The organism is Arthrobacter sp. ISL-28, assembly GCF_018613875.1.
Classification (GTDB): domain Bacteria; phylum Actinomycetota; class Actinomycetes; order Actinomycetales; family Micrococcaceae; genus Arthrobacter.
In genome coordinates, this window is sequence record NZ_JAGGPJ010000003.1 from 54,866 (window position 1) to 74,041 (window position 19,176).

A 19,176-nucleotide genomic window follows, 5' to 3' on the forward strand; every position below is an offset into this window, starting at 1 on the left:
AGACATGATCCCTCCGGCAGTCCGCTTCTACCGCGGTCTGATCTCGTAAACCCGTCCCAGAGCCGGGAAATGGATCAGTGTCCGCAGTACCGGTTTCCCTGTCGCAGCGAGGACGGCATCGCGGTATGCGGCCATCTGGCCAAGGTACTTGTCGCGCACATGTCCGTCGGGGTCATTGCCTGGGTAGGTCTTGTGATCAACGAGCACGAATCCGTCGGGTCCCTCCAACAGCAGGTCAATCCAGCCTTCCATGACCTGGTTCTCAGGCCGCCAACCGATCGCTGCTTCTCGGTGCCTGACCCAGCCGGGGAACTCCGCGTCCAGATACGACTCGAACCTCAGCCCTGCAGTGAGCAACAGTGACGGGTCGATCGTTCCCTCTACGTGCCAGCGTTTGATTATCCGCTCGGCGAGGTTCCGCTGCTCCATCGGGTCGAGGACCGAGAACTGCGTTCCGAGATAGGCGTGCACGGCACTGCCGACGGCACCCCAGTCGTCCGATCCGTGCTCCGCAAGCCGGGGACCGAGTTCTGCCACAGCATTGACACAAGCTTCGTGCCCGACGGAATCCAGGGAGGACGCTGCGAAGCGTGCCGGACGCGGCACCAGGGCCGGCAGATCAACGGGCACATCGTAGAAATGGGGCATCCAGTCCGCAGCCACAAGTGACGCGTCTACGGGGTCGAGTTCTTCTACGCGTGCTGCGAGGATCGTCCCATCTGCAACCAGGATGGCACCGTCCGCGCTGTCCTCATCGCCAGGCGTCCACGACAGGAGCGAGGGAGCACCCAAGTTATTGAGGAGCCCCGGCACGGTCTTCTTGCCGGTAAGTACGGTAGTTTCGACTGCGCGGGTCATGCCCACATACATGAGCCTGGCCATGTTCCGACGGTCGCGTTCCTCGGCAGCGCGGGCCACATCGCTCGAGTCTCCGCGGGCATCAAGCGGCGACCCTCCATAGGGGAAAGGGCTGGGCCAGAAGCGGATCCAGCGGCCCGCCAGAGGCTGCGCCAGGTCGACGGCGCCGTCCTGCTCTACTGCCGCGCCAAACGCCGCGAACCGCAGATCCTTATCAAGCCCCTCCAGAATGACGACAGGCCATTCGAGTCCTTTGGCTTGGTGATACGTGAAGACGTTGACAACGTCACTTCCGGCGTTGTCGGCCGACCGCTGCTCCTCCGAACCGAAAAACGTGAGGAATCCGCGCAAGGTTGCAGGTGAGCGCAGTGCGAGGCACCGCTCGTAGTAGGTCTTGATGACACCGCGGACGGCATCCAGGTTTCTCAGCCGGGTGGCGGGGGAGGACCATCCCGCGATCAAGCGGGGCAGCCCGAGTGCACCGAGCACAGCGTCGAAGACCTCTGTGGGCGTCGCTGTTGCTGCCCGTTCCCGGAGGACATCCAGGGATTTGAAAATGGGGTCCGCTTTCCACGCTTCGAGTACGGGCGCAGGATCGGAGGCCGACAGCAATTCCTGCTGCCAAGTTGCGTTTGCGGAGTGTCCCGGGTGCAGGGCTACGACCTCGGCTAGGGCTACGGTGTCGTACCCGTCAGCTACGAACGCCAGGCCCGCACGGGCCAGTTGCACTTCCCGGGAGCCGGACAACATGCGTGGATTGCGGCTGGCGCGGATTCCCAACTCATGGAGTGCTGCTGCAAGCGCCATGACGTCCGCGTTTGACCGTGCTAGCACAGCAACGTCGCTCGGGTTCACCTCTGGTCGGCGCGCCAACATAGCTGCCACGCCTGCGGCTGTTGCTTTCAGCCGTTCGCCGTCGTTCGTTTGCGGCCGCGTCCAGGCCTCCAGCGTGCCGGGCGACCAATCAGAATGTGCGTTCGGGAGCTCGAGGTGAACGGTCGCGGCCGGCATGCCATGCAGTTCGAACACCGGCTCGAACACCGCGTTGCTCAGGTCAACGACGGCCTGGTGGGAACGCCACGTATGGGACAGCTGCTCCCGGTGGTTCACTTTCTTAACGACAGCCTCCATGAGCTCGGGGTCCGTGCCCCGGAACCCGTAAATGGCCTGCTTCGGGTCGCCCACCCAGACGGCCTCTTCTACGAGCCGGCTGAGCTGAAGGAAGAGCTCCAGCTGAAGAGGGCTGGTGTCCTGGAACTCGTCCACGACGAGGAAGCGGATGCGCGACGGGAAGGAGCGCCGGAAGGCCTCGTTTTCCCGGGCAAGCTTCAGAACCAGGGTCTCCTGGTCTACGAAGTCCATGAGCCCGTGCAACCGTTTGAAGTCTGAGTAGGCGGTCAGGCATTCTTCAGCGCAGGCAAACATCCGCCGAATGTACTGCTCGAGGTCATCGTGGAAGGCGGGGTTGGCGAGGAGGCCTTCCTTGATGGCACCGGTGACCGGAGCAAAGAGTGCTTTGACTGCGGACGGCGCTGCGGACCCCACCACCCCTCTCCAGTCTTCCCAGGAGATGTCCTCCACGGGGCCCATGGACGCAATCTTGTGGAGGATCTTGGGCACATGTTCGGTAAAGGCGGCGGTGGTCGTGGTCACCTTCTTTCCAGCAGGTGTTTTGCCATCGCGGGCCATGGTCTCAAGGTCGGGCACGGTGCTGCGCAGGGAGTGCAGCCACTGGTCGCGTTCGTCTGCGCCGGGAGCGTCCAGCAGTTCCCTGAAACCGGTCCAGGACCGTTCCGCGCAGGCTGCGAGTTCCTCCGCTCCGAGCAGGTTGGTGCGGGCGGCATCCACGATGGCCCGCACGGTATCCTGCCATGTTGTCGTGTCCCGGGCTCCGCTGCCGTCGGTCCCCATGCGCCGTGCGATGGGCAGGATGCTGGGCGCGTGTTCGTCTAGGACTTCATCCGTGGCCAGGCGGAAGATACTGGCGAGTTGCTCCTCGCCGATGACTTCAAGGGCAGGGGACAGGCCGGCGTCGATCGCATGCTCCTGCAGCAGCTGGCCACACACGCTGTTGACCGTGCCGATGAGGCTCGCGGGCAACTGCTGGGAGGCGAGCCGCAGGGCGGCGGCGGAAGCGGCGTCCTTCGTAGCATTTGCCTGCTCAAGGAGACGGCCCGCGATCCGTTCGCGCAGCTCTCCGGCTGCCTTCTTGGTGAACGTGGTGGCCATGATGGCCCCCGCTGGCAGGCCGGCGGTGATCTGGTCGACAATCTTGCCGGTAAGTGTAAAAGTCTTCCCGGTGCCGGCACTCGCAGAAACCATGGTGACGTTGTCCAGCAGGCTCATGAGTAATCCCCTTTAAGTCCGCAGAGGCTTCCGAAGTGGCAGTACTTGCAGTTCGGCTTCACATACAGGCGGCCGCTGTCTGTCGCGCTCGCGGCGGCATCGGGTTCGCCTTCAGCCACTGAGTTGGCTGCTGGCGCCGTTGCCGTTACCCGTCCCGCGAGCACTTCTTCAACGGTGAACTCGATCGCCCGCATGGTCTGCCGCCATAGCTGTGAGGGGTCCTGGCGGGGCTGGATCGTGGAACCGAATTCCGGGTGGGCCGATGCGAACCTTCCCTGTTTGAGCATGAAATAAGCGGTGGGTGAGTCCGGCGGCAAATCGCCAGGATGGAAGGCCCACTGGTACAGCGCGAGCTGAAGGGCCTCGCCGCGCTGGATTTCCTCGCGACGGTACTTCTCGCCGTTGGTCCACTTGAGATCGACGACGACGGTGCGGCCGGCAGCGTCGATGCCGACGCTGTCCGCCCGGCCGGTGACGGGGACGGTGTAGTTCTTTCCCCCTGCCGTGAAGTGCAGGTCCTTTGAGAAGTCCTTCTCCATCTCCTGCAGCACGACGCCGCCGTGTTGCAGCTGTTCAAAGAAGGTCATGACGGTGGTTTCGATGGTGGCGCGCAAGCCGGTCAGACGGCTTCTTTGGCCGGGCAGAAGCAACTCTGATGCAAGCTGCGGCAGGAGACGGTCGACGGCGGCCCTTACCTCGTCCTGCTCCGGAACCGCCCGGTGTTCGGCCCGGAGCTGGACCTGCACCACCTCGACAACCTTATGGGCGAAGATCCCGAGCATCTGGTTGTCCGTCGGGACGCTGGCAGCGGCGGGGACGCGGAGGCGAGATTTGTGCTTGAGTACCCATGCCAGGGAGCAGCCGAGCAGCGTGGACAACTGCGTCGAGGAGAGAGTCTCCGGGACGAAAGCAGGGTTAGGGCCCACGTCGTGCACGGCCGGTGGTGCGTCGGGACGGTGCTGGGCGACGCGAGCGAGCTGCATCTGGCGGCCTGCGAGCGACCAGCAGCCGGCGGCATCAGTGAGTGCTTCGGGTCTGCGCGTGAGCCGGGTCTGACGGTCAGAGAGGGACTCCTCCGCCAGGCTTGGCTGTGCAGCGGCGAGAGCCTCCAGCAGCGGATTGCCTTCCACCCGCTCGCCGTCGCGCTGTTCGATCTGAACGAGGAGCAGGTCTCCGGCCCGTCTCGCGGCAGCGAGAGTCTGGTCGATCTCCAAGGCACTGACTACTTCCGGTGTTGGTAGGTGAACACCCACCCGGGACAGGGCCTCGATGTCGTGGGCGTCCCAGCGCCGGACGGACGGGGCGCGACTGCTTTGGAAACCCCACCAGATCACGTGATCGACGTCGTCAGTCAGCTCGGCCAGATGACCGAGCCGCAACCAGGGCGCAGCTTCTGCTGGCCTGAGCGCACCCGATGAAGGCGTTACGACGGCCGTGATGATGCGGCGCAGATCCCGACGCGAGACGCGGGGGAGCGGTGTCACGAGTGCCAGGATCCGTTGCAGCAGGGAGGCGGTTGCCTTGGCGGAGTCGTCTATGGCAGCACGGGCGCGCAACCGGCCGGTTAGCCATTCTGCTCTTTCGGCAAGCTCAGTACCGGGCACGTCATTGTCCTCAACAAGAAGACCGGCGCAAAAGAGTCTATCCAGCGCAGCGGCGAGGTCGGGACCCAGCTGCGCGTCGGCGGAGATGGCGGAGATGGCAGCCGTCCACGCTTCGCCTCCGGTTCCGGGCTCTGCCCGCAGAGCATCAAGAAGGTGCCGGGCGGCAGCCCGCCGCACGGGGGAGCCGGGCAGGGTAAGGAGCTCGGCGAGGAGCTGAACGTTCGCCGGAGCCCAGATGACCTCGAAAAAGAGCGGAATAAGCTGGGCATGGGGACGCCAGACGGATGGGGCACCTATGCCGACAGCCGGCAGGCCGTGGCCGGCGAGATAAGCGTCCAGGACGGCAGTGGTGTCGGAGGACACGACGGCGGTTCGTTGATTATCTCCGGCCGCGAGCCACCGCGCGCTGTGTTCCGCGGCCTCCCACTCTGTTTCAGCGGTGAAAATCGTCAGCCGCGGCTGGCGGCTTGCGGGCACGGCTTCAGTGACCCGGACTCCACGGTCCCGCAGCTTGCCGATGATGCACCGCCAGACGTGTGGGAACGTGCTCTCAGCGTGCTGGAGTACAAGTTCGTCGATGCCGAGGGGGAGGGGCGAGTCAAGGGTCGTCACCAGCTCGGCGATGTCATCGGCCAATGCGGGCGCGAGATGCCCAGGCGCGCTTTCCGCTGCTGCCAATGTCTGCAGCAACGGAGACGGTTCCGCCGTGCCTGGCTTCCACTCGGGGAGTGACCCATCCCAGCCGTTAGCGACGGCGTCGTCACGGGCGGCGAGCAGCTCCTGTGCCGTGGACCACGGGTCCACGTCAAACGAATCATGGAACCACGTATCGGGGGAGTCGACGGACCGAAGCCGCTCCAGATACTGGCTCACACGCTCAGCATGCCCGGTGTCAGGGCGGGTGATGCCCAGGCGCGTCTGCAATAGAGTCGTGAAGTTCTTTCGGCCCACGCGGATGCGGTTGAGGCCCGGTTGGGTATATGCCCACGGTGCCCGGTCCAGGTGCCACCCGAACTCGATCTTCATTTATCCCCCATGCATTGACTGGTGGTCGTTTCTATCACGCTAGCGCCAGGGTCCAACAAATGTGTCTCGTGCTGAGTTGATTCATGCGGTTTGGAGTTCTCCAAAACCTGACACACTCGGAAGTCTCTCCCCGAAAAGCTTGAAGGCGACGGACAACTGGTCGCGCTCGAGGGCTTGCGCAATCTGATAAAGCGTGGCGCCGTCCCGGAAGGAGTCGTGAAGCGTATCCACCTCTCCGACGGTCCAGAGTTGCTTGCGTCTTGGACATGACGCATCCTCCAGCGGACCGTGGGGCTCCAGGAGTAGATGCGTCAACGTAATAGCGACTGCCCGACTCGTGGTGCAGAAATGCCGGGCTATTTCGAAGACCTCCAGATCTTCGTTGTCACTATAAAGCTCGAGCAAGCGCTTCTGTTCTGCTGGAGACCAACTGCGGTTGTCTTCTGAATCATTGTCCGGATCGAGGCCTCCGACAGTGGTCTCGGGAGGCATGGGCTCGTAGAGCTGACGCACCCTGCCGGTTTGACATGGGCGCGGGGCCACATCCGGGGCGGCGGGCCCGGTGGTCGTGGAAGGGTTCTCCGCAGACTCGGCGACAACTTCTGGCTCAGCGGTATTGGCAGGGTAGATGGTTGCAACCGCAAGTGCCGCAGGGGGGTTCAACTGCACGGCGGGCACTTGCGGAATGTGATTCTCGAAAAGCCTGAAGGCTATTCCCAACTGATCCCGCTGCATCTGGCGGGCAATGTTTGGGAGGGCGATGCCGGCTGAATAGAGGTCCCGGAGCGCCTGCTCTTCCCCAGAAGCCCATGTGTATCTGAACCTCGCGGCCGTAGGGTCCACCATCTGGCCCTCTGGTTTAAGCCACAACCGGCTAAGTTCGAAGACGACTGCCCGAGGGGTCGTGCCGGCGCTCAATGCGAGCATTGCAATCGATGCGCCGCGGGCGTAGCCAGCCACGAGTTCTCCGCGTTCAGCCTCGTTCCACGTGCGGGTCTCGTCCTCGTCTGCACCTACCAACCGGGTGCGTGCAGGCTCCGGGGTAGGGGCAGGCGCGGGCGAACGAAACGATGAAGTGGTTTCCACAGCCGCCGGCTTCTTGGCTGATGGGGCGTGGGCGGGCCGTCGAGTGGGCGTGTCCGCAGTAGGCCGGGCTGTTGCCTGTCGCTCATCCATTTCCAGCATGAAGGCATCCGCATGCTGCGCGAGAATGAAGATACGGTACTCGTCCCGCTCAACCCAGCGCGTTTCTTTCCTAAAAGTGTGTCGGTTCTCTACAATGAACAGCACGCGCTCAGACCGCGTCACATGGAGCTGCCATTGAAGCTGGTCTCTGTATGTGCCCAGCGCTTGGTCCAAGGGCTTAGTGGAGGTCTTGATTTCGGCTATTACGCCTGGACCGATCCCGTCCGGGGTTGCAAGATGACGCGAGTTTTCACCCCGACAGAGCAGGCTATTTGGCTGAATACCGAACTTTTCGGCAACCCAGGCCGCAATGACAGGCTCCCTGTCGATGCCGTGCTGCATGATCTGCAGGAACGGCTGCTCCTGGCCGCTCAGCTTCGCCTCCATCAGGGGGGACCTCTGGCTGCTGAACGTGCCGTTGAGCCTGACAATTTTTCCGACGTCTGTTGCCGTCACACCGTTTCGTCGTGCCTTCAACCACGCCGCCCGATTTTCAGAACTGATGGGTGCGCCGGAGGAATCCGTGAGTAGTCGGGCGTGATAGCGTCGCACGATTTCCGGGTGCGAGCGGATGGGCGCTTCGTCCGGCGTCACGCTCCGAGCCGTGGTTTTCAACGCGGCAGGCGGTGCTGGAGCAGGTGCCGCCTGTGTTGGCATCCTAGGCCGAACCCCGTCGCCGGGCCTCAACGGATCGCGCCCGCCCTTGTTTGTTGCTTCCCTGTGCCGGGCGACCCAGATGACGAAAACAACGAGGACTGCAAATAAACCCAGTACCACTACCCATTCAAAATGCACTGCGGTCCCCATCTCGCGGATATTGAATCTATTGCCCGAATTATGACCCGCCCTGCCGACAAAAAGCTTTGGAACCCCTCCTGGGAGAGGCCCCCGCAGCGTGGGAGAAGCCCTTGTCGTCCCAAAGTTGCGCCTACAGGTCGACGTTCGGCACCCATGCCTCCGCCTTCGACAGCGCCATCTTCAACTCCCGTCCGCCGGCCTCCTCCAGCAGTGCGCTGTCACCGACCACCACCAGCAGGCTCCTAGCCCGGGACAGTCCGACGTACAGCTGTTCCGCGGCCCGCCCCATGTCCTTGAATCCGTTGACGCACAGCACCACGACAGAGCGCTCCAGGCCCTTGAAGCCCAGTACGTGGCCATAGAACACGTCGTTGTTCGCATGGAAGTCGAGCCAGTACTCGGCGATGGTGCCGGCATTGACGTGCTCCAGGTGCGCCGGATGCCGCGAGTGGGTGGTGAGGAGAGCTATCTGGTTGTTGGCCCAGCCTTCATCCATGAGCGACTCGACACAATTATCGGCAGCATCGAGCGCGTCATCGGTTGCGCATTCAACCCTGCGGACGGGCAGCCCCGTGCCGCCGCGCGGCGTGAAGTGGTCGCCGGCAAACGACTTGAAGGTTTCGGCGATCTTCCGGGTGTTCCGCAGGTTCTCATCGATGTGGATCGGCACCAGGTCCGCCGTCGGATGGTTCGTGCCGGAAGATGGTCCGGCCCACCTCCGGTAGACGTCCTGGCGGTCGTCCATGAACGCGTAGACCTCACCGCCGTCGGGATTTGTGGTGCAGGCGAGCAGCGACTCCCACCATAGCGGCGCAAAGTCTTGCGCTTCATCGACGACGACAGCGTCCAGCCGCTCATGCGCGTCCATGCGCGCCGCCAGTTCCTTCAGGAGGAGGGGCATCTCCTCTTCAAAGTAGTGCGGCTCGAAACCGTCCGGGACGCCCAGCCCGCGCGCGTACTCGTGGAATTCGCCGGTAAAGACAGGTTTGTTCTGCCGCCAGCCGGATACCTGCTGCTGCAGGTACTGGCCGAGGCCCTTGTTGTAGCAGAAGAGCCCCACCCGCTTGCCTTCCCGGCACAGCAGCCGGGCCTTTTCCAAGGCGAGCCAGGTCTTGCCGCTGCCTGCACCGCCGGTGAACCTCACCCTCTTGAGAGACCTGGTTGCCTGCAAGAGGACGGCCTGCCGCTCCGTGAGGTGATCCTGTGCGTCCTCGGCTTCCTGCGGATCCAACGACCCGTCTGACTGCGTATTTAGGTCCCCACAGAGGTGGGGGAGGATGCGCTCCAGGAACGTCGGCGCCAGGATCGTGGCCCCGCCACCTTCGTGCTCGATTGCGTGCCTGATCAACCCGGCCGGTGACTTCATGTCGGTTTGGTCGAGTATCAGCGAGCGGGGGCATCCGGCCATAGTCCAGTCCCGTCGGACATCCGTGTAGGGAAGGCTGACCAGATAAGCGAAGCGGCTGCTGAGCCGGGAGCCGAGCCGGCCTTCGAGCCAGGTCTTGAAGGCGTGCATCGAACCTTGGGACTGCGCGACAGGGCTCTTGATGTCGTGCTTGCCGCTCCTGTCGGACTGGTACCACTGCCCGTTCTCGACGCCGACCTTACCGCCCTTGACTTCGATCGCGGCCATGCCGACGCCTGGCCACAGCACCAGCAGGTCGATCTCATGCTCGCGTCGGCTATCCCGGACCTGGACGGAATGTGCCAGCACACAGCCATCCGGCAGGCTGCTCCTTAGCGCATCCCACACGGCCTTCTCGGCCAGTTGGCCGTCGCCGAACTCGGGTTTCTCTGGAATACACCTCACTGCTGCCCCCTGCCTGGAGCCCGGAATCCGCGCCCAACGATGCGTTTATCCTATGGCGCCCGCTTCAATTCCAGTTCAAGGAATATGCCGCTCGTCGCAGAACGGCGACGCCGCAGTGTGACGTGCACCATGATTGCCGGAGGTGAACGGCCGCTGAACGCGCCGTTCGCCTTCACCCGCTGGGACAACACGCGCCGAGAAGGTGCGGATCCTGGATGAGTTGGTGGATCTGACGGGCTGGAACCGGGACTATGCCCGGCGGGCGTTGCGTCAGGCGCTGGAACTGCGGCCGGTGCGGGCCCGGCCGCCGCGCCCGCCGGTCCGCGGGCCGCGGATGATCGACGCGGTCGTGCTGGGCAGTGCTGAGGGCGCTGGCGGGCAAGTGTATGGCCCCGATGCTGCCGGTGCCGTTGTGGTCACTGATCGGTGAGGTGCTCAGTCGCAACATGACGGTTCCGCCTCCTTTGGTAGGTTCAGGGCCGGTCTTCGTTTGGCAGGTGGGAGACACCTGCTCGAGGAGTTTTGAACGCGCCGCGACCTACCAGGCCTGGATCCATGAATACAATCACCATATCCAGGGCGGCACTGCTGGATTCTCACCTATCAGCCGCGTTCACACCTCCCGGAGAGGTGCAACCACAGAGGAGCAAGCGATGACCAATATCGAGAGCATCACACTGGAGGCGGAGCTCGTGGGCGAGGACGCCACACGTGACATTGCGAAGGCAGTCAGCGCTCGTCATTCGATCGCTCGCAAGTACATCATGAGGATCCGTCGCCGGCATCCGGACGCAACGCCCGCTGAGGTGATCCAGATGTTGGAGCGTCACTACGGTACCTCGATCACCACTGCTGGTGCCGTCATCGCCGCCGGCGCCATCGCGGCTGATATCGGTATCGCGATGATTCCGGGAGTTGGGGCCGCAGCAGCCGGTATGAAGAGTGCGGGCCAACAGGCCGCTAAGAAGACCGGCAAGGAAGCCGCCAAACTTGCCGCAAAGAACGCCGCGAAACTCGCCGCAAAGAACATGGCGCTGGGTACTGCGAAGAACGGTGCACAGCGAGCCGCTGCTCTCCTTCCCGCAGGCGATGAGCAGCTGCAGTTCGAGATCACCGCGATTTTTGCGCTCGCTATTGCCGATATTCACGGAATGGACCTCGACAAAGACCAAGCTCTCGCCCTTGTCTACGGACTCTCGAACGAACGCGTTAGCCAGAAGCAAATCGCAACGATGGCGACGGACCTATCGAGCGCGTCGCCCGAAGGCGTTGTCGGCGTTGGCAATAGGATCGCAGCTGGCCGCACGGACTGGTCACACTGGGCGAACACGCTCGCGGACACCCTCCCCGGAGGCGCCGCCCAGAGCTTGGTTCGGACCATGCAGACAGGTCAGCTGGACGCCGTGCGCGAAAACTTGAGCGGAAAGCAGCAGGCGACGATCGAATACGGAGTTGGCGCCTTGGCGGGAGGAGTCACGCGCTTCGTGTTCGGTCGTGACGTCATCGTCGCAGCCCGGGAAGCCTTCGCCGATGCACCAGATACGTTCCCCGAACATCTGGCCCTCAATACGAAGGCTGACGCCGAAGATCGCGAGGTCGAACAGAACCGAGCGCTGGCAGCAATGGAGGACGCCGCGAAAGCGACGGGAAACTGGATTGCTGGCACTGCCAGCACAGTCGGAGGCGGCGTCGCAACGAGCGCTGTGGCAGTGGGCACCGGGGTAACAACCGCAGCCGACACGGTAACGCGCGCGTTCCGGAGCGTGGACATCGACGGGGACGGGATCCCAGATGAGCCCCAGGCCCTCACCGCGGTCAAGGGCATCGGTGGCGCCATCACCGGTACGGCGGGCTCGGTCGGAGGGAACGTCGCAGGGCTGTTCAAACGGAAAAAGCGCGGCGAACAGTCGGCGGGCGGGTCTGAGACCGGCAGCGAGGAAGTGGTCGAGAAGTAACCCCGGGGGTTAGCCAGCTGCGGAATGTGGTCCCGTTGCGCTATCACCTGTCGTTTCTTAGCCGCTGAAAGCAGCTACGAGTGATAGCGCAACCAGGGGGTTCGTCTGGAGCGTGGACCCCCTAAACGGAGGCGCCGGTCGCGCACCACCCCGTTCACGTTTTGCCGTAGCGGAAAGCGTTCGACGACGGCGCGGAGCCAGCTTCCGGATTGGAATGCAGCGAGGGCGCTAGTCGCACTTCAGGCCGCGGGGCCCTCGCGCCGATGTAGTGTCCACCTGAGGTCCTATTCCCTGGACTCCCCAAGTCCATCTGGCCTTCCTATGGGCATCGCTTAGCACTAGGGCGTGCTGGTAGGCCAGGCGGAACCCTAGTCCGTCAGGCCTTCCAATAGTGGTTGGGACTCAACGAGTAGTAGACGACCCAAATGAGCCCGAGGCCGCCGCTGAAAAGTGAGATGAGGGTCCACGCGGTCGCACTGTGCGGGGTTTGCTGACGAGTGTAGACAACCTCGCGGACCACATTGAGATTCGACGAGGTCATTGGCCCCATCGTGTGATGAGGCTGCTGCCACTGCTGTGCGGGATAGGCAGGCGGGGGGGTCATTGCGGGAGCATTCTGGAAATGGTCAGTCCACTGCGTTCCGTCAAACCAGCGTTGGCGACCAGGAGTCGTTTGATCGTCGTACCAGCCAGCTGGTGGAGTAGTCATTGTGTTCCCGGCCTTTCCTTTTGATGGCCCCCTTGGCCGCAGTTGCTCTGACTTTACGGCATTCCCCTGTCCTATCGGTTTAGAAGACACGCCCTAGTGCTTAGTCACGGTCCGGGAAATTCGCCACCCTTAGCGGCAGAGACCTCATCCTGCTTCCACCCGTCGAACTCGGCGCGGGCGGAGGCAGGCCTCGTGCAAGTCATGCGTAGCATATGGGCCAGCTCAGGCAACGGACGGCGCGACTCGTTGGGTGCCACTGTGGACGGCGCGCGGTCAGTCTGCGTCGAGGGTGGCCTGAAGAAGCCGGTCGAAGCTGGCGGTTCCGTAGTCGGGCGGCGTTGCAAAGACCGTGACGTGACTCGTACGGACCGTTTCGTCCACACGCGCTATTGCTGCTATGCGTTCAGCGGCTGGCCTATCGCTGATGACGCCCAGCTCAAGTCCCGGGACACCGTTGACGGGCAGCGGGATGCGCCCTCCGGAGGAGCACAACGATCCAAAGGTCTTTCTGGATAGCCCAGCGGTGGCGTCTCCCGTGAGTCCAATGATGGTCTCGTTCACATCAGAGATCAGCTCATCTGCGAATTTCTGTCTGACCTTATCTTCCGACAGAATCCACAGTAGTAAGGCGACCACGCTAACCGTTATGACTACCGCACCGAATGCTCCAAGTCTGGTGAGGACTGCGACAATGCCCAAGCCGATCAAGAACCGCTTAGCAGTGAGTTTGGCAAGAAGGCTCCTCGCCATGTAGCCACGTTGGCCGTCCCATTGCGCAGAAGTGAAAATTCTGATCACGCGCTTCTCCGTAGGCCATTCGGGCATGGTCATCTCCCTTTCACTTCCATTAGAGCCTCGGCAAGGATGATCGCCCTCCGAGCCTCGTTAAGGTCGGTGCGAAGGCCTAGATCCGCCGAACCTGTGGTTGCCCCCTGGGGTACCCCCGCAAGATCCGCAACGGCCTTGTTCAGGCTTTCGCGTTCGCAGGACAGCGTTCTGGAAGACGTCAATTTAAGCCTGCTGCGCTCCAGCTCAAGAAGCGACTTGCCAATTTCGTCCAGGCGGCCCTGGAAGGAAGCCTGCTGCTCTCTGATGCGCTGAGTGCGGTTCAGGAACATCGATTCCATCCGAAGAGATACCTCGTGGAGCTCACTCAGCGCTAGACTTTTGTCCGCCGACTTATCTTCCTCGTCAACCAGCCTGCCGACTTTGGTGCGCCGCTCTTCCCACAGCTTGAGTCCGAGCGCGTTTTGCCTTAACAGCACGTCCAAAATCTCAAGCGTTCGCGTCAGCGGTTCGCGGCGAGCGGTCAGATTCCTCGACGCGGCATCAAGCTGCTCGATGAACTGTGCATAGTTGTCCTTGGGCGCCGAGCCGCCGTTATTGCCTTTCACGGGCGAGGTTCTCCTTCCCGTGCAGCCGGAGCACTGTATCCCGACGCGAATGTCGGGCAGCGGGTCGGAGCCGAATGTCCGGAACCGTCATCTTTCCCCCAAATTGTTGTGCTCGGGACCAGCTGGTCATACGGCCGAAACTCTTCACTGAGTCCAAAGACTCCCGGCAGTCTATCCCCAGGGAGCCGTAATTCTTCGAACTGCTAGAAGAAGCATGAACTGCTGCACCGACAATAAGGCCGGGCGACCATGCCGCGCATTTGTGAACATCTTAGATTGCCCGTCGGAATTACAACGGCTGCAAACCGGAGCCTTCTGCATGCGCGTCGGCAACGCCGAGCAATTTCATGAATAAAGCATTGGGCTGCGCTCCTGGCAGCACGCGCCGGACGTCCTCCAGCGCTCGCAGTGGAGACAAATCTGCCACCATCGCCCCGTACAGCGCCGCCACGGTAGGCGTCCTGGACTCCGCCCGCACACAGTGCAGCAGCACCGTCTTGCCCTCCGCCCGGTAGCGTTCGACGGCGGCCGCGGCCTCCCGCAGCACGAAGTCCGGATGGGCGTTGTCCCCGGCATCGTAGGAATCGATCACCCAGAACGTCGCGTGGTCCGCCACGTCCACGCCGGGAACATCATCAATGCCCAGCCTGCACAGCGACACCACCGCGTCGATCCCCAGCTCAGCCACCAGGGTGACTGAAGCAACGCCGCCCAGCCAGACGCCGTCGTCGTGCGGGTGCTGGACCAGCGCGTCGGTGCGTCCCCACATGCTGTAGTCCTGCGTGATCGCCCGCGGCCAGGAATCAAGACGGCGGCCTTCGCCGCGGCCCAGCTCCATGCCGAGCATCATCAGGTCGCGGGCGCGCAGCCCCGGCCAGCCGTGCAGGTGCTGGCGCCACTCGAATGGCACCGCGGAGTAGCCGTAGGCGGCGCCGAGCAGGCCGCCGGCGATGGCGGCGACCGTGTCCGTGTCGCGGTCGCCCCGGACAGCTTCCTCTAAGGCAGCCCGAAGATGCGCGGGGCCCGCACCGGAAGCGGAAGTGGAGTGGATGGCACTCCACGCTCCCTGGAATGCCTCCACCACCCAGCCATTGCGGGCGAAGTCCCGCGGCCGGGACCGCTCAGCCACCTCGATCCGCTCCAGCCAGAGGGCCGCGCGCCCGGCCGGGAGCAGCGGCAACCCCGCCCGCACATCCAGCTCGCCGGTGAGTACCGCCTGCCGGATGGCGACGCACCAGAGACCGCAGGCCTCCTGTGCGTCGGGATCGGTGTGAGTCAGGGCGCTGACCGCCGCGGCCTGGGCCATGAGCTCCTCCGGGCCGCGGCCCAGGTAGGCCAAGGCCAGGGGAGCGGTGCGCATGAGCGAGCCGTTGCCGGCGCTCCGGCCGGTGCGGGCGTGGAACGCGGCGGCGGCCGCAGTGAAGTCCGCGGCGTCCACGTCGCTCCGGCCCGCCTCAACGGCAGCCCGGCGGGCCGCCGCGATGACGGCGCTGGTCTGCGCCCCCACGTCCTTGGCGTCCGCGGCCCACGCCGTCCAGGCCCGGACGGTAGCGTCGAGCGCGGAAGGCGAACCGGGTGCCGCGAGGGCGTCAAGGAAGGCCTCGGCGATCGCGACGGCCATGGACGTGTCGTCGGTCCATTCGGCGGGGGCGAAGCCGAAGGGGCCGCCGCCCTTCATGGTCACCGGGGTTCCGTCGGGCAGCGGGGCGCCGAATTCGTAGCCGGCGCCGAGGGCGTCCCCCGCGGCGAGGGTGACGAGGACGCCGGCGGCGCGGTCGTTCTGCAGTGGGTTCAGTTTCATGCGATCTCCATCAGGGGGTGTTTGGTGTTCCAGCCGGTCAGGTGGGCCAGCTCGGGTTCGCGGCGGGGGAGTGCGACGGCGATGCCCGCCGTGGCGACGTGTCCCGCGGTTCGGCTGATGTTGCGGCTGCGCAGCGCGCCGTGGTTCCTGACCTCCAGCGCCGGTAGGCCGCCGTCGAACGGTCCGAACTCCAGGGCCTGGACCGCGGCGGCGAAGTCGCGTCCCCGCTGGCCGGGCATCGGCCCGGAGGCCATCACGTGCGGCGGAAGGAGCTCCAGGTCGAGCAGCGCGGATTCGACCAGCTGGCGGTAGTGCCGGCGGAACAGCGTATGGGTGCCGAAGACCTCCAGCAGGAGCGGCTGCGTGCCGAGCCCGATCACCACGCCGCGCTGGCCCTCGAGTGGAGCCGGGGCGTCGTCGGCACTGAACCGTCGGTCCTCCCGTGGTTCGGCGGTGAGCCGGTCCAGGTGCTCCAGCAGGGAGCTGGTGGCCGACCGACCGCGGGCGGCGTCGAAACTGCTGACCCGGTTCCAGATGCGGCCTTGCCGGTCGGCTCCGCCCGGGTCCGCCGTACTGGTTGCGAGTTCGGCCCGGACGTTGAACGGGGCGCGGCGGGCCTGGCGGCGGTGGCTGTGGGTGCCTTCCCAGCGGCCGGCCTCCACGCAGTAGGTGTCGATGTCGCGGGTCTCGCCGGGGCCGAGGACGACGTCCCGGGCGCAGGTGCGGTGCTGCTGGCCGCCCTCGAGCAGCTCGCCTTCGAGCAGCAGGGCCGGGCGCGGGCCGTTGTTGGTGACCGTGAGCCGGGGAACCTGCGGGCCGCTGGCCAGTTCGGTGACGGCGACGTCGGCGTGGGTGCCGGTGCTGATGCCGAGCTCGCCGGCGCCCGCTGTCCACACGGGAAAGATGCTGAGCGGGCCGAGCGTGGTGCCCACCCCGACGTGCAGCTGTTGAACCTTCATGATGACCTCCGGAATCTTTAGCTCAGATCTGAGCTAATTAACTCCAGTATGCATGGCTTGAATCTTTAGCGCAATACTGAGATAAATGATCCAGTGAAGACTTCCAAAGATGCTCCGCGTGCTTCCCTGCTGGACTACCCGCGGCCGTCGGTGGCGGTGGACACCGCGGTCCTGACTGTCGCGGACGGCAGCCTTTGTGTTCTCCTGGTGCGGCGCGGCGAGGACCACCGGCACGGCAGGTGGGCGCTGCCAGGCAGCTTCCTGCGTGAGCGGGAGCGGCTGGCGGACGCTGTGCTGCGGTCCCTGCGGGAGAAGGCCGGGATCTCCGGGCGGGTGCCCCGGCAGCTGCACGTCTTCGACGACCCGGCCCGGGACGACCGGGGCTGGGTGCTGTCCGTGGCGCACGTGGATGTGGTGCCGCTGGCTGGTTTGGAGGGCGCATTGAAGTCCGACGGCGTTCGGCTGGCTTCCGTTGCTGAGGAACCGGAAGTGATCGCCGGGCTGCCGTACGGGCACGCGGAGATCGTGGCGAAGGCGGTGGAGTGGCTGCAGGCTGCTTACGTCGAGGCGCCGGACCCCGGGGCGCTGCTCGATGAGCCGTTCACGCTGAAGGAGCTGCGGGACCTGCATGAGGTGGTGGCTGGCACCTCACTGATGCGGGACACGTTCCGCCGGTTCATGGAACCGCAGCTGGCCGGAACCGGGCAGATGTCGGACGGGACGCGGGGGAGGCCGTCGCGGTTGTGGGTGCGGGCGGGCCGCGCAGAGTAAGCTCTTGCGGCAGCCTTGTCATCAGTCGCCGAGGAGGCTCGGCGCCATGCTCGGACCTGGTGCCAGATCGGCCCTTCTCGGGATCCAACCGAGCCGTCCGCGAGATCAGTCTTTATGCAAGGAGTCGACCAGCTTCAACGCGTGTGCGATCGGATGGATGCGGATTATTTAGTGGAGTCCCTTGCCGACGTCCGCGTCGGTGGGGGAGCCGGGCGAAAACGTGACTCCCTGCGCGTGTGTCTTCGTGTTCGGAGTCGTGCCGTCCCAGCCAAGCTCCCGAAGCACCCGGTGGACGACTGGCGCGGCGCTGCTGGTGTTGCCTGTAGAAGAGACCCTGGCGACCTCAAGTAACGCATCTCTGAGCCTGGCCTCCTCGTCCGTGAGGCCCTCTCCATAGTGCGGGGCCAAGAGGAACGAGTGGCTGTCCGAAGCATGCGCAACGAGTGCGTCAAGGAAGATCTCGAGCCGCCTTGCTGCTGCAGCGATGCCGGATTCCGAAGGATCTGGATTCTTCATGTCAATCAGATTTAGGTGTTTTCCCCAGAGCTTCTCCTGCATCACGTCATTTTCCAGCATGAGCGCTGATCCAAATCGATTCCCTCCCTTCTTGGCTGGTAATGCGCGGCGAACATCATGAACGATCTCGTGGAAGTGGTCGTCGGCGAGTCCGAAGCCCACGAAGAGTAAGTGATGAGTAATGAGATGAGCCTTCACCAAGGCCGAGAGTGCTTCCCGCGTGGCGCTGTAGCCGAGGTAGTCGTCCCTAGTGAGGACTATGGTCTCGGGCTTATCGACCGACCCATGGAGTTTCAGGAGCCATTTCTGGCTTGCGGCCGTCCGATCGTCCGGCTGATCTCCGGGAATAACTGTACGAGGACTTCCTGCGTCCTCAGAAGCTGTCTCGAAGAGAGTGTCGTAATTGAGGGTGATCGCCCCGTTGGATGGAAGACAGGCGAGAAGACTCGGAGCCAGGCCGTATTTCCTCACATCGACGGAGTCGGCCACAGCCTGGCCAAACCTGGCGTCGCTGTCAAGGGGAAATTTGTCAGAGAAGTACGATCGAAGGACGTCGGCCTGATCCAAATTGCTAAGTTTGGTGAGTGCAGCTTTTTCAGATGATTCTAGACCCGCTGCACCGGCGAGACCCTGCAAAAGCTGGCTCCAATTTGGAGCCCCCGCGCTGACGCTGACGCCGGCGCCCATGAATGGAACTAATCTGCCGTCCCGTGCAACCTTAGCCAAATCTTTGGCCTGGGTCAGGAGGGATGGCGCAAGGGCCGACCACGCATCACTGCGTTCCCGTCGCTGCTGTTGCGCGAGAGCAAAGGCGGCAGCATCCTGAAAGACAAAGACGACGTCCACGCCAGCCTCGCCCGTGTGGCGGTAAGCCTCCTTGAGCAGCACCCGCAGAATCTCGCCTCGATAGATGTTTCCACCGCCTCGACCGGTACCAAAGAATGGCACTGCCAACACCGGGCGTACCGCGGATTCTGCGGTTGATTTACGACGCTCAGTGGTGGCAGCGGTCGCGACTTCGAGAAATGAACGGAAACGAGGCAGGAGCTGCTCTGCGTCGGTGACGCCCGACATCGGGACGGCTGTGAGGACGGGAATGGATGAATCGCGATTCCAGATATGAAGCGGAAATGCGAAAACCGATTCGTCTCTTATCGACTGAAGATTGTGGATTTCCAAGGCCTCCTCAAGCCAGGGCAACGCCTCTTTCCAGTGATCACCAGGCGAAGCGCGGCGGTCGACAGGCAGCAGCCAAGCATCGGACTTGAAGTTGAGCAAGTCGCCCATCGTGACAAAAACGTGGCCTTTAGTCATTGGGACGGTATATCAGCTGGATTCTGCGCTGGCAAAGCGCTTGGGAGCAGCTGAAAACTCCTATCGGTGGGGAGCAGGCAACGTCGGGTCTTTGTAATCGTCCATTCTGCGCGTCCAAACGATAACTGTC

General features: G+C 63.8%; 12 protein-coding genes and 1 pseudogene. 2 read left to right on the forward strand and 11 right to left on the reverse strand.

Annotation, left to right across the window (positions count from 1 at the left end; translation table 11 throughout):
• Window positions 1–27: 27 nt before the first annotated feature.
• From J7E80_RS02005 to J7E80_RS02020, 4 genes are all read right to left on the reverse strand, one after another.
• A complete protein-coding gene (locus J7E80_RS02005) occupies window positions 28–3,204 on the reverse strand; it encodes an exodeoxyribonuclease V subunit beta (RefSeq protein WP_215049811.1) in 3,177 nt (1,058 codons plus the stop codon).
• Window positions 3,201–5,834 (reverse strand): PD-(D/E)XK nuclease family protein, encoded by a 2,634-nt coding sequence (locus tag J7E80_RS02010; RefSeq protein ID WP_215049812.1) that lies wholly within the window; start codon window positions 5,832–5,834, stop codon window positions 3,201–3,203. Before J7E80_RS02010 ends, J7E80_RS02005 begins: the two co-directional genes overlap by 4 nt.
• Window positions 5,835–5,915: 81 nt before the next feature.
• The gene (locus J7E80_RS02015) at window positions 5,916–7,826 is read right to left on the reverse strand and encodes a YqaJ viral recombinase family protein (protein WP_311380746.1); all 1,911 of its coding nucleotides are present in this window, start codon (window positions 7,824–7,826) and stop codon (window positions 5,916–5,918) included.
• 121 nt (window positions 7,827–7,947) lie between these two features.
• Window positions 7,948–9,627, reverse strand: a complete 1,680-nt coding sequence (locus J7E80_RS02020) for an NERD domain-containing protein (RefSeq protein WP_215049814.1) — start codon at window positions 9,625–9,627, stop codon at window positions 7,948–7,950.
• 653 nt (window positions 9,628–10,280) lie between these two features.
• Here J7E80_RS02020 and J7E80_RS02025 point away from each other — a divergent pair.
• Window positions 10,281–11,582 carry a hypothetical protein gene (locus J7E80_RS02025; protein WP_215049815.1) on the forward strand — a complete coding sequence of 434 codons (1,302 nt, stop codon included), beginning with the start codon at window positions 10,281–10,283 and terminating at the stop codon, window positions 11,580–11,582.
• 376 nt (window positions 11,583–11,958) lie between these two features.
• Here the strand turns inward: J7E80_RS02025 and J7E80_RS23600 are convergent, their stop codons facing one another.
• The 6 genes and pseudogenes from J7E80_RS23600 to J7E80_RS02050 form a co-directional block, all read right to left on the reverse strand.
• Window positions 11,959–12,123, reverse strand: a complete 165-nt coding sequence (locus tag J7E80_RS23600) for a hypothetical protein (RefSeq protein WP_251036362.1) — start codon at window positions 12,121–12,123, stop codon at window positions 11,959–11,961.
• Window positions 12,124–12,189: 66 nt separating this feature from the next.
• Window positions 12,190–12,291, reverse strand: a pseudogene (locus J7E80_RS23605) (DUF2510 domain-containing protein); the annotation flags it as partial.
• 273 nt (window positions 12,292–12,564) lie between these two features.
• Window positions 12,565–13,116 (reverse strand): hypothetical protein, encoded by a 552-nt coding sequence (locus J7E80_RS02035; RefSeq protein ID WP_215049817.1) that lies wholly within the window; start codon window positions 13,114–13,116, stop codon window positions 12,565–12,567.
• A 2-nt stretch (window positions 13,117–13,118) separates the two neighbouring features.
• Window positions 13,119–13,685 carry a hypothetical protein gene (locus J7E80_RS02040; protein WP_215049818.1) on the reverse strand — a complete coding sequence of 189 codons (567 nt, stop codon included), beginning with the start codon at window positions 13,683–13,685 and terminating at the stop codon, window positions 13,119–13,121.
• A 289-nt stretch (window positions 13,686–13,974) separates the two neighbouring features.
• Entirely contained in the window at window positions 13,975–15,486 is a 1,512-nt protein-coding gene (locus J7E80_RS02045; protein WP_215049819.1) for an ADP-ribosylglycohydrolase family protein, read from the reverse strand.
• Window positions 15,483–16,445 (reverse strand): ARPP-1 family domain-containing protein, encoded by a 963-nt coding sequence (locus J7E80_RS02050; RefSeq protein WP_215049820.1) that lies wholly within the window; start codon window positions 16,443–16,445, stop codon window positions 15,483–15,485. Before J7E80_RS02050 ends, J7E80_RS02045 begins: the two co-directional genes overlap by 4 nt.
• A gap of 93 nt (window positions 16,446–16,538) precedes the next feature.
• On the opposite strand from J7E80_RS02050, the gene J7E80_RS02055 reads away from it, so the two are divergent.
• Complete coding sequence (locus J7E80_RS02055; RefSeq protein WP_215049821.1) at window positions 16,539–17,216, forward strand: NUDIX hydrolase; 678 nt, start codon at window positions 16,539–16,541, stop codon at window positions 17,214–17,216.
• A 168-nt stretch (window positions 17,217–17,384) separates the two neighbouring features.
• On the opposite strand, the gene J7E80_RS02060 is transcribed toward J7E80_RS02055, so the two are convergent.
• Entirely contained in the window at window positions 17,385–19,046 is a 1,662-nt protein-coding gene (locus J7E80_RS02060) for an SIR2 family protein (protein WP_215049822.1), read from the reverse strand.
• Between the last annotated feature and the right edge of the window lie 130 nt (window positions 19,047–19,176).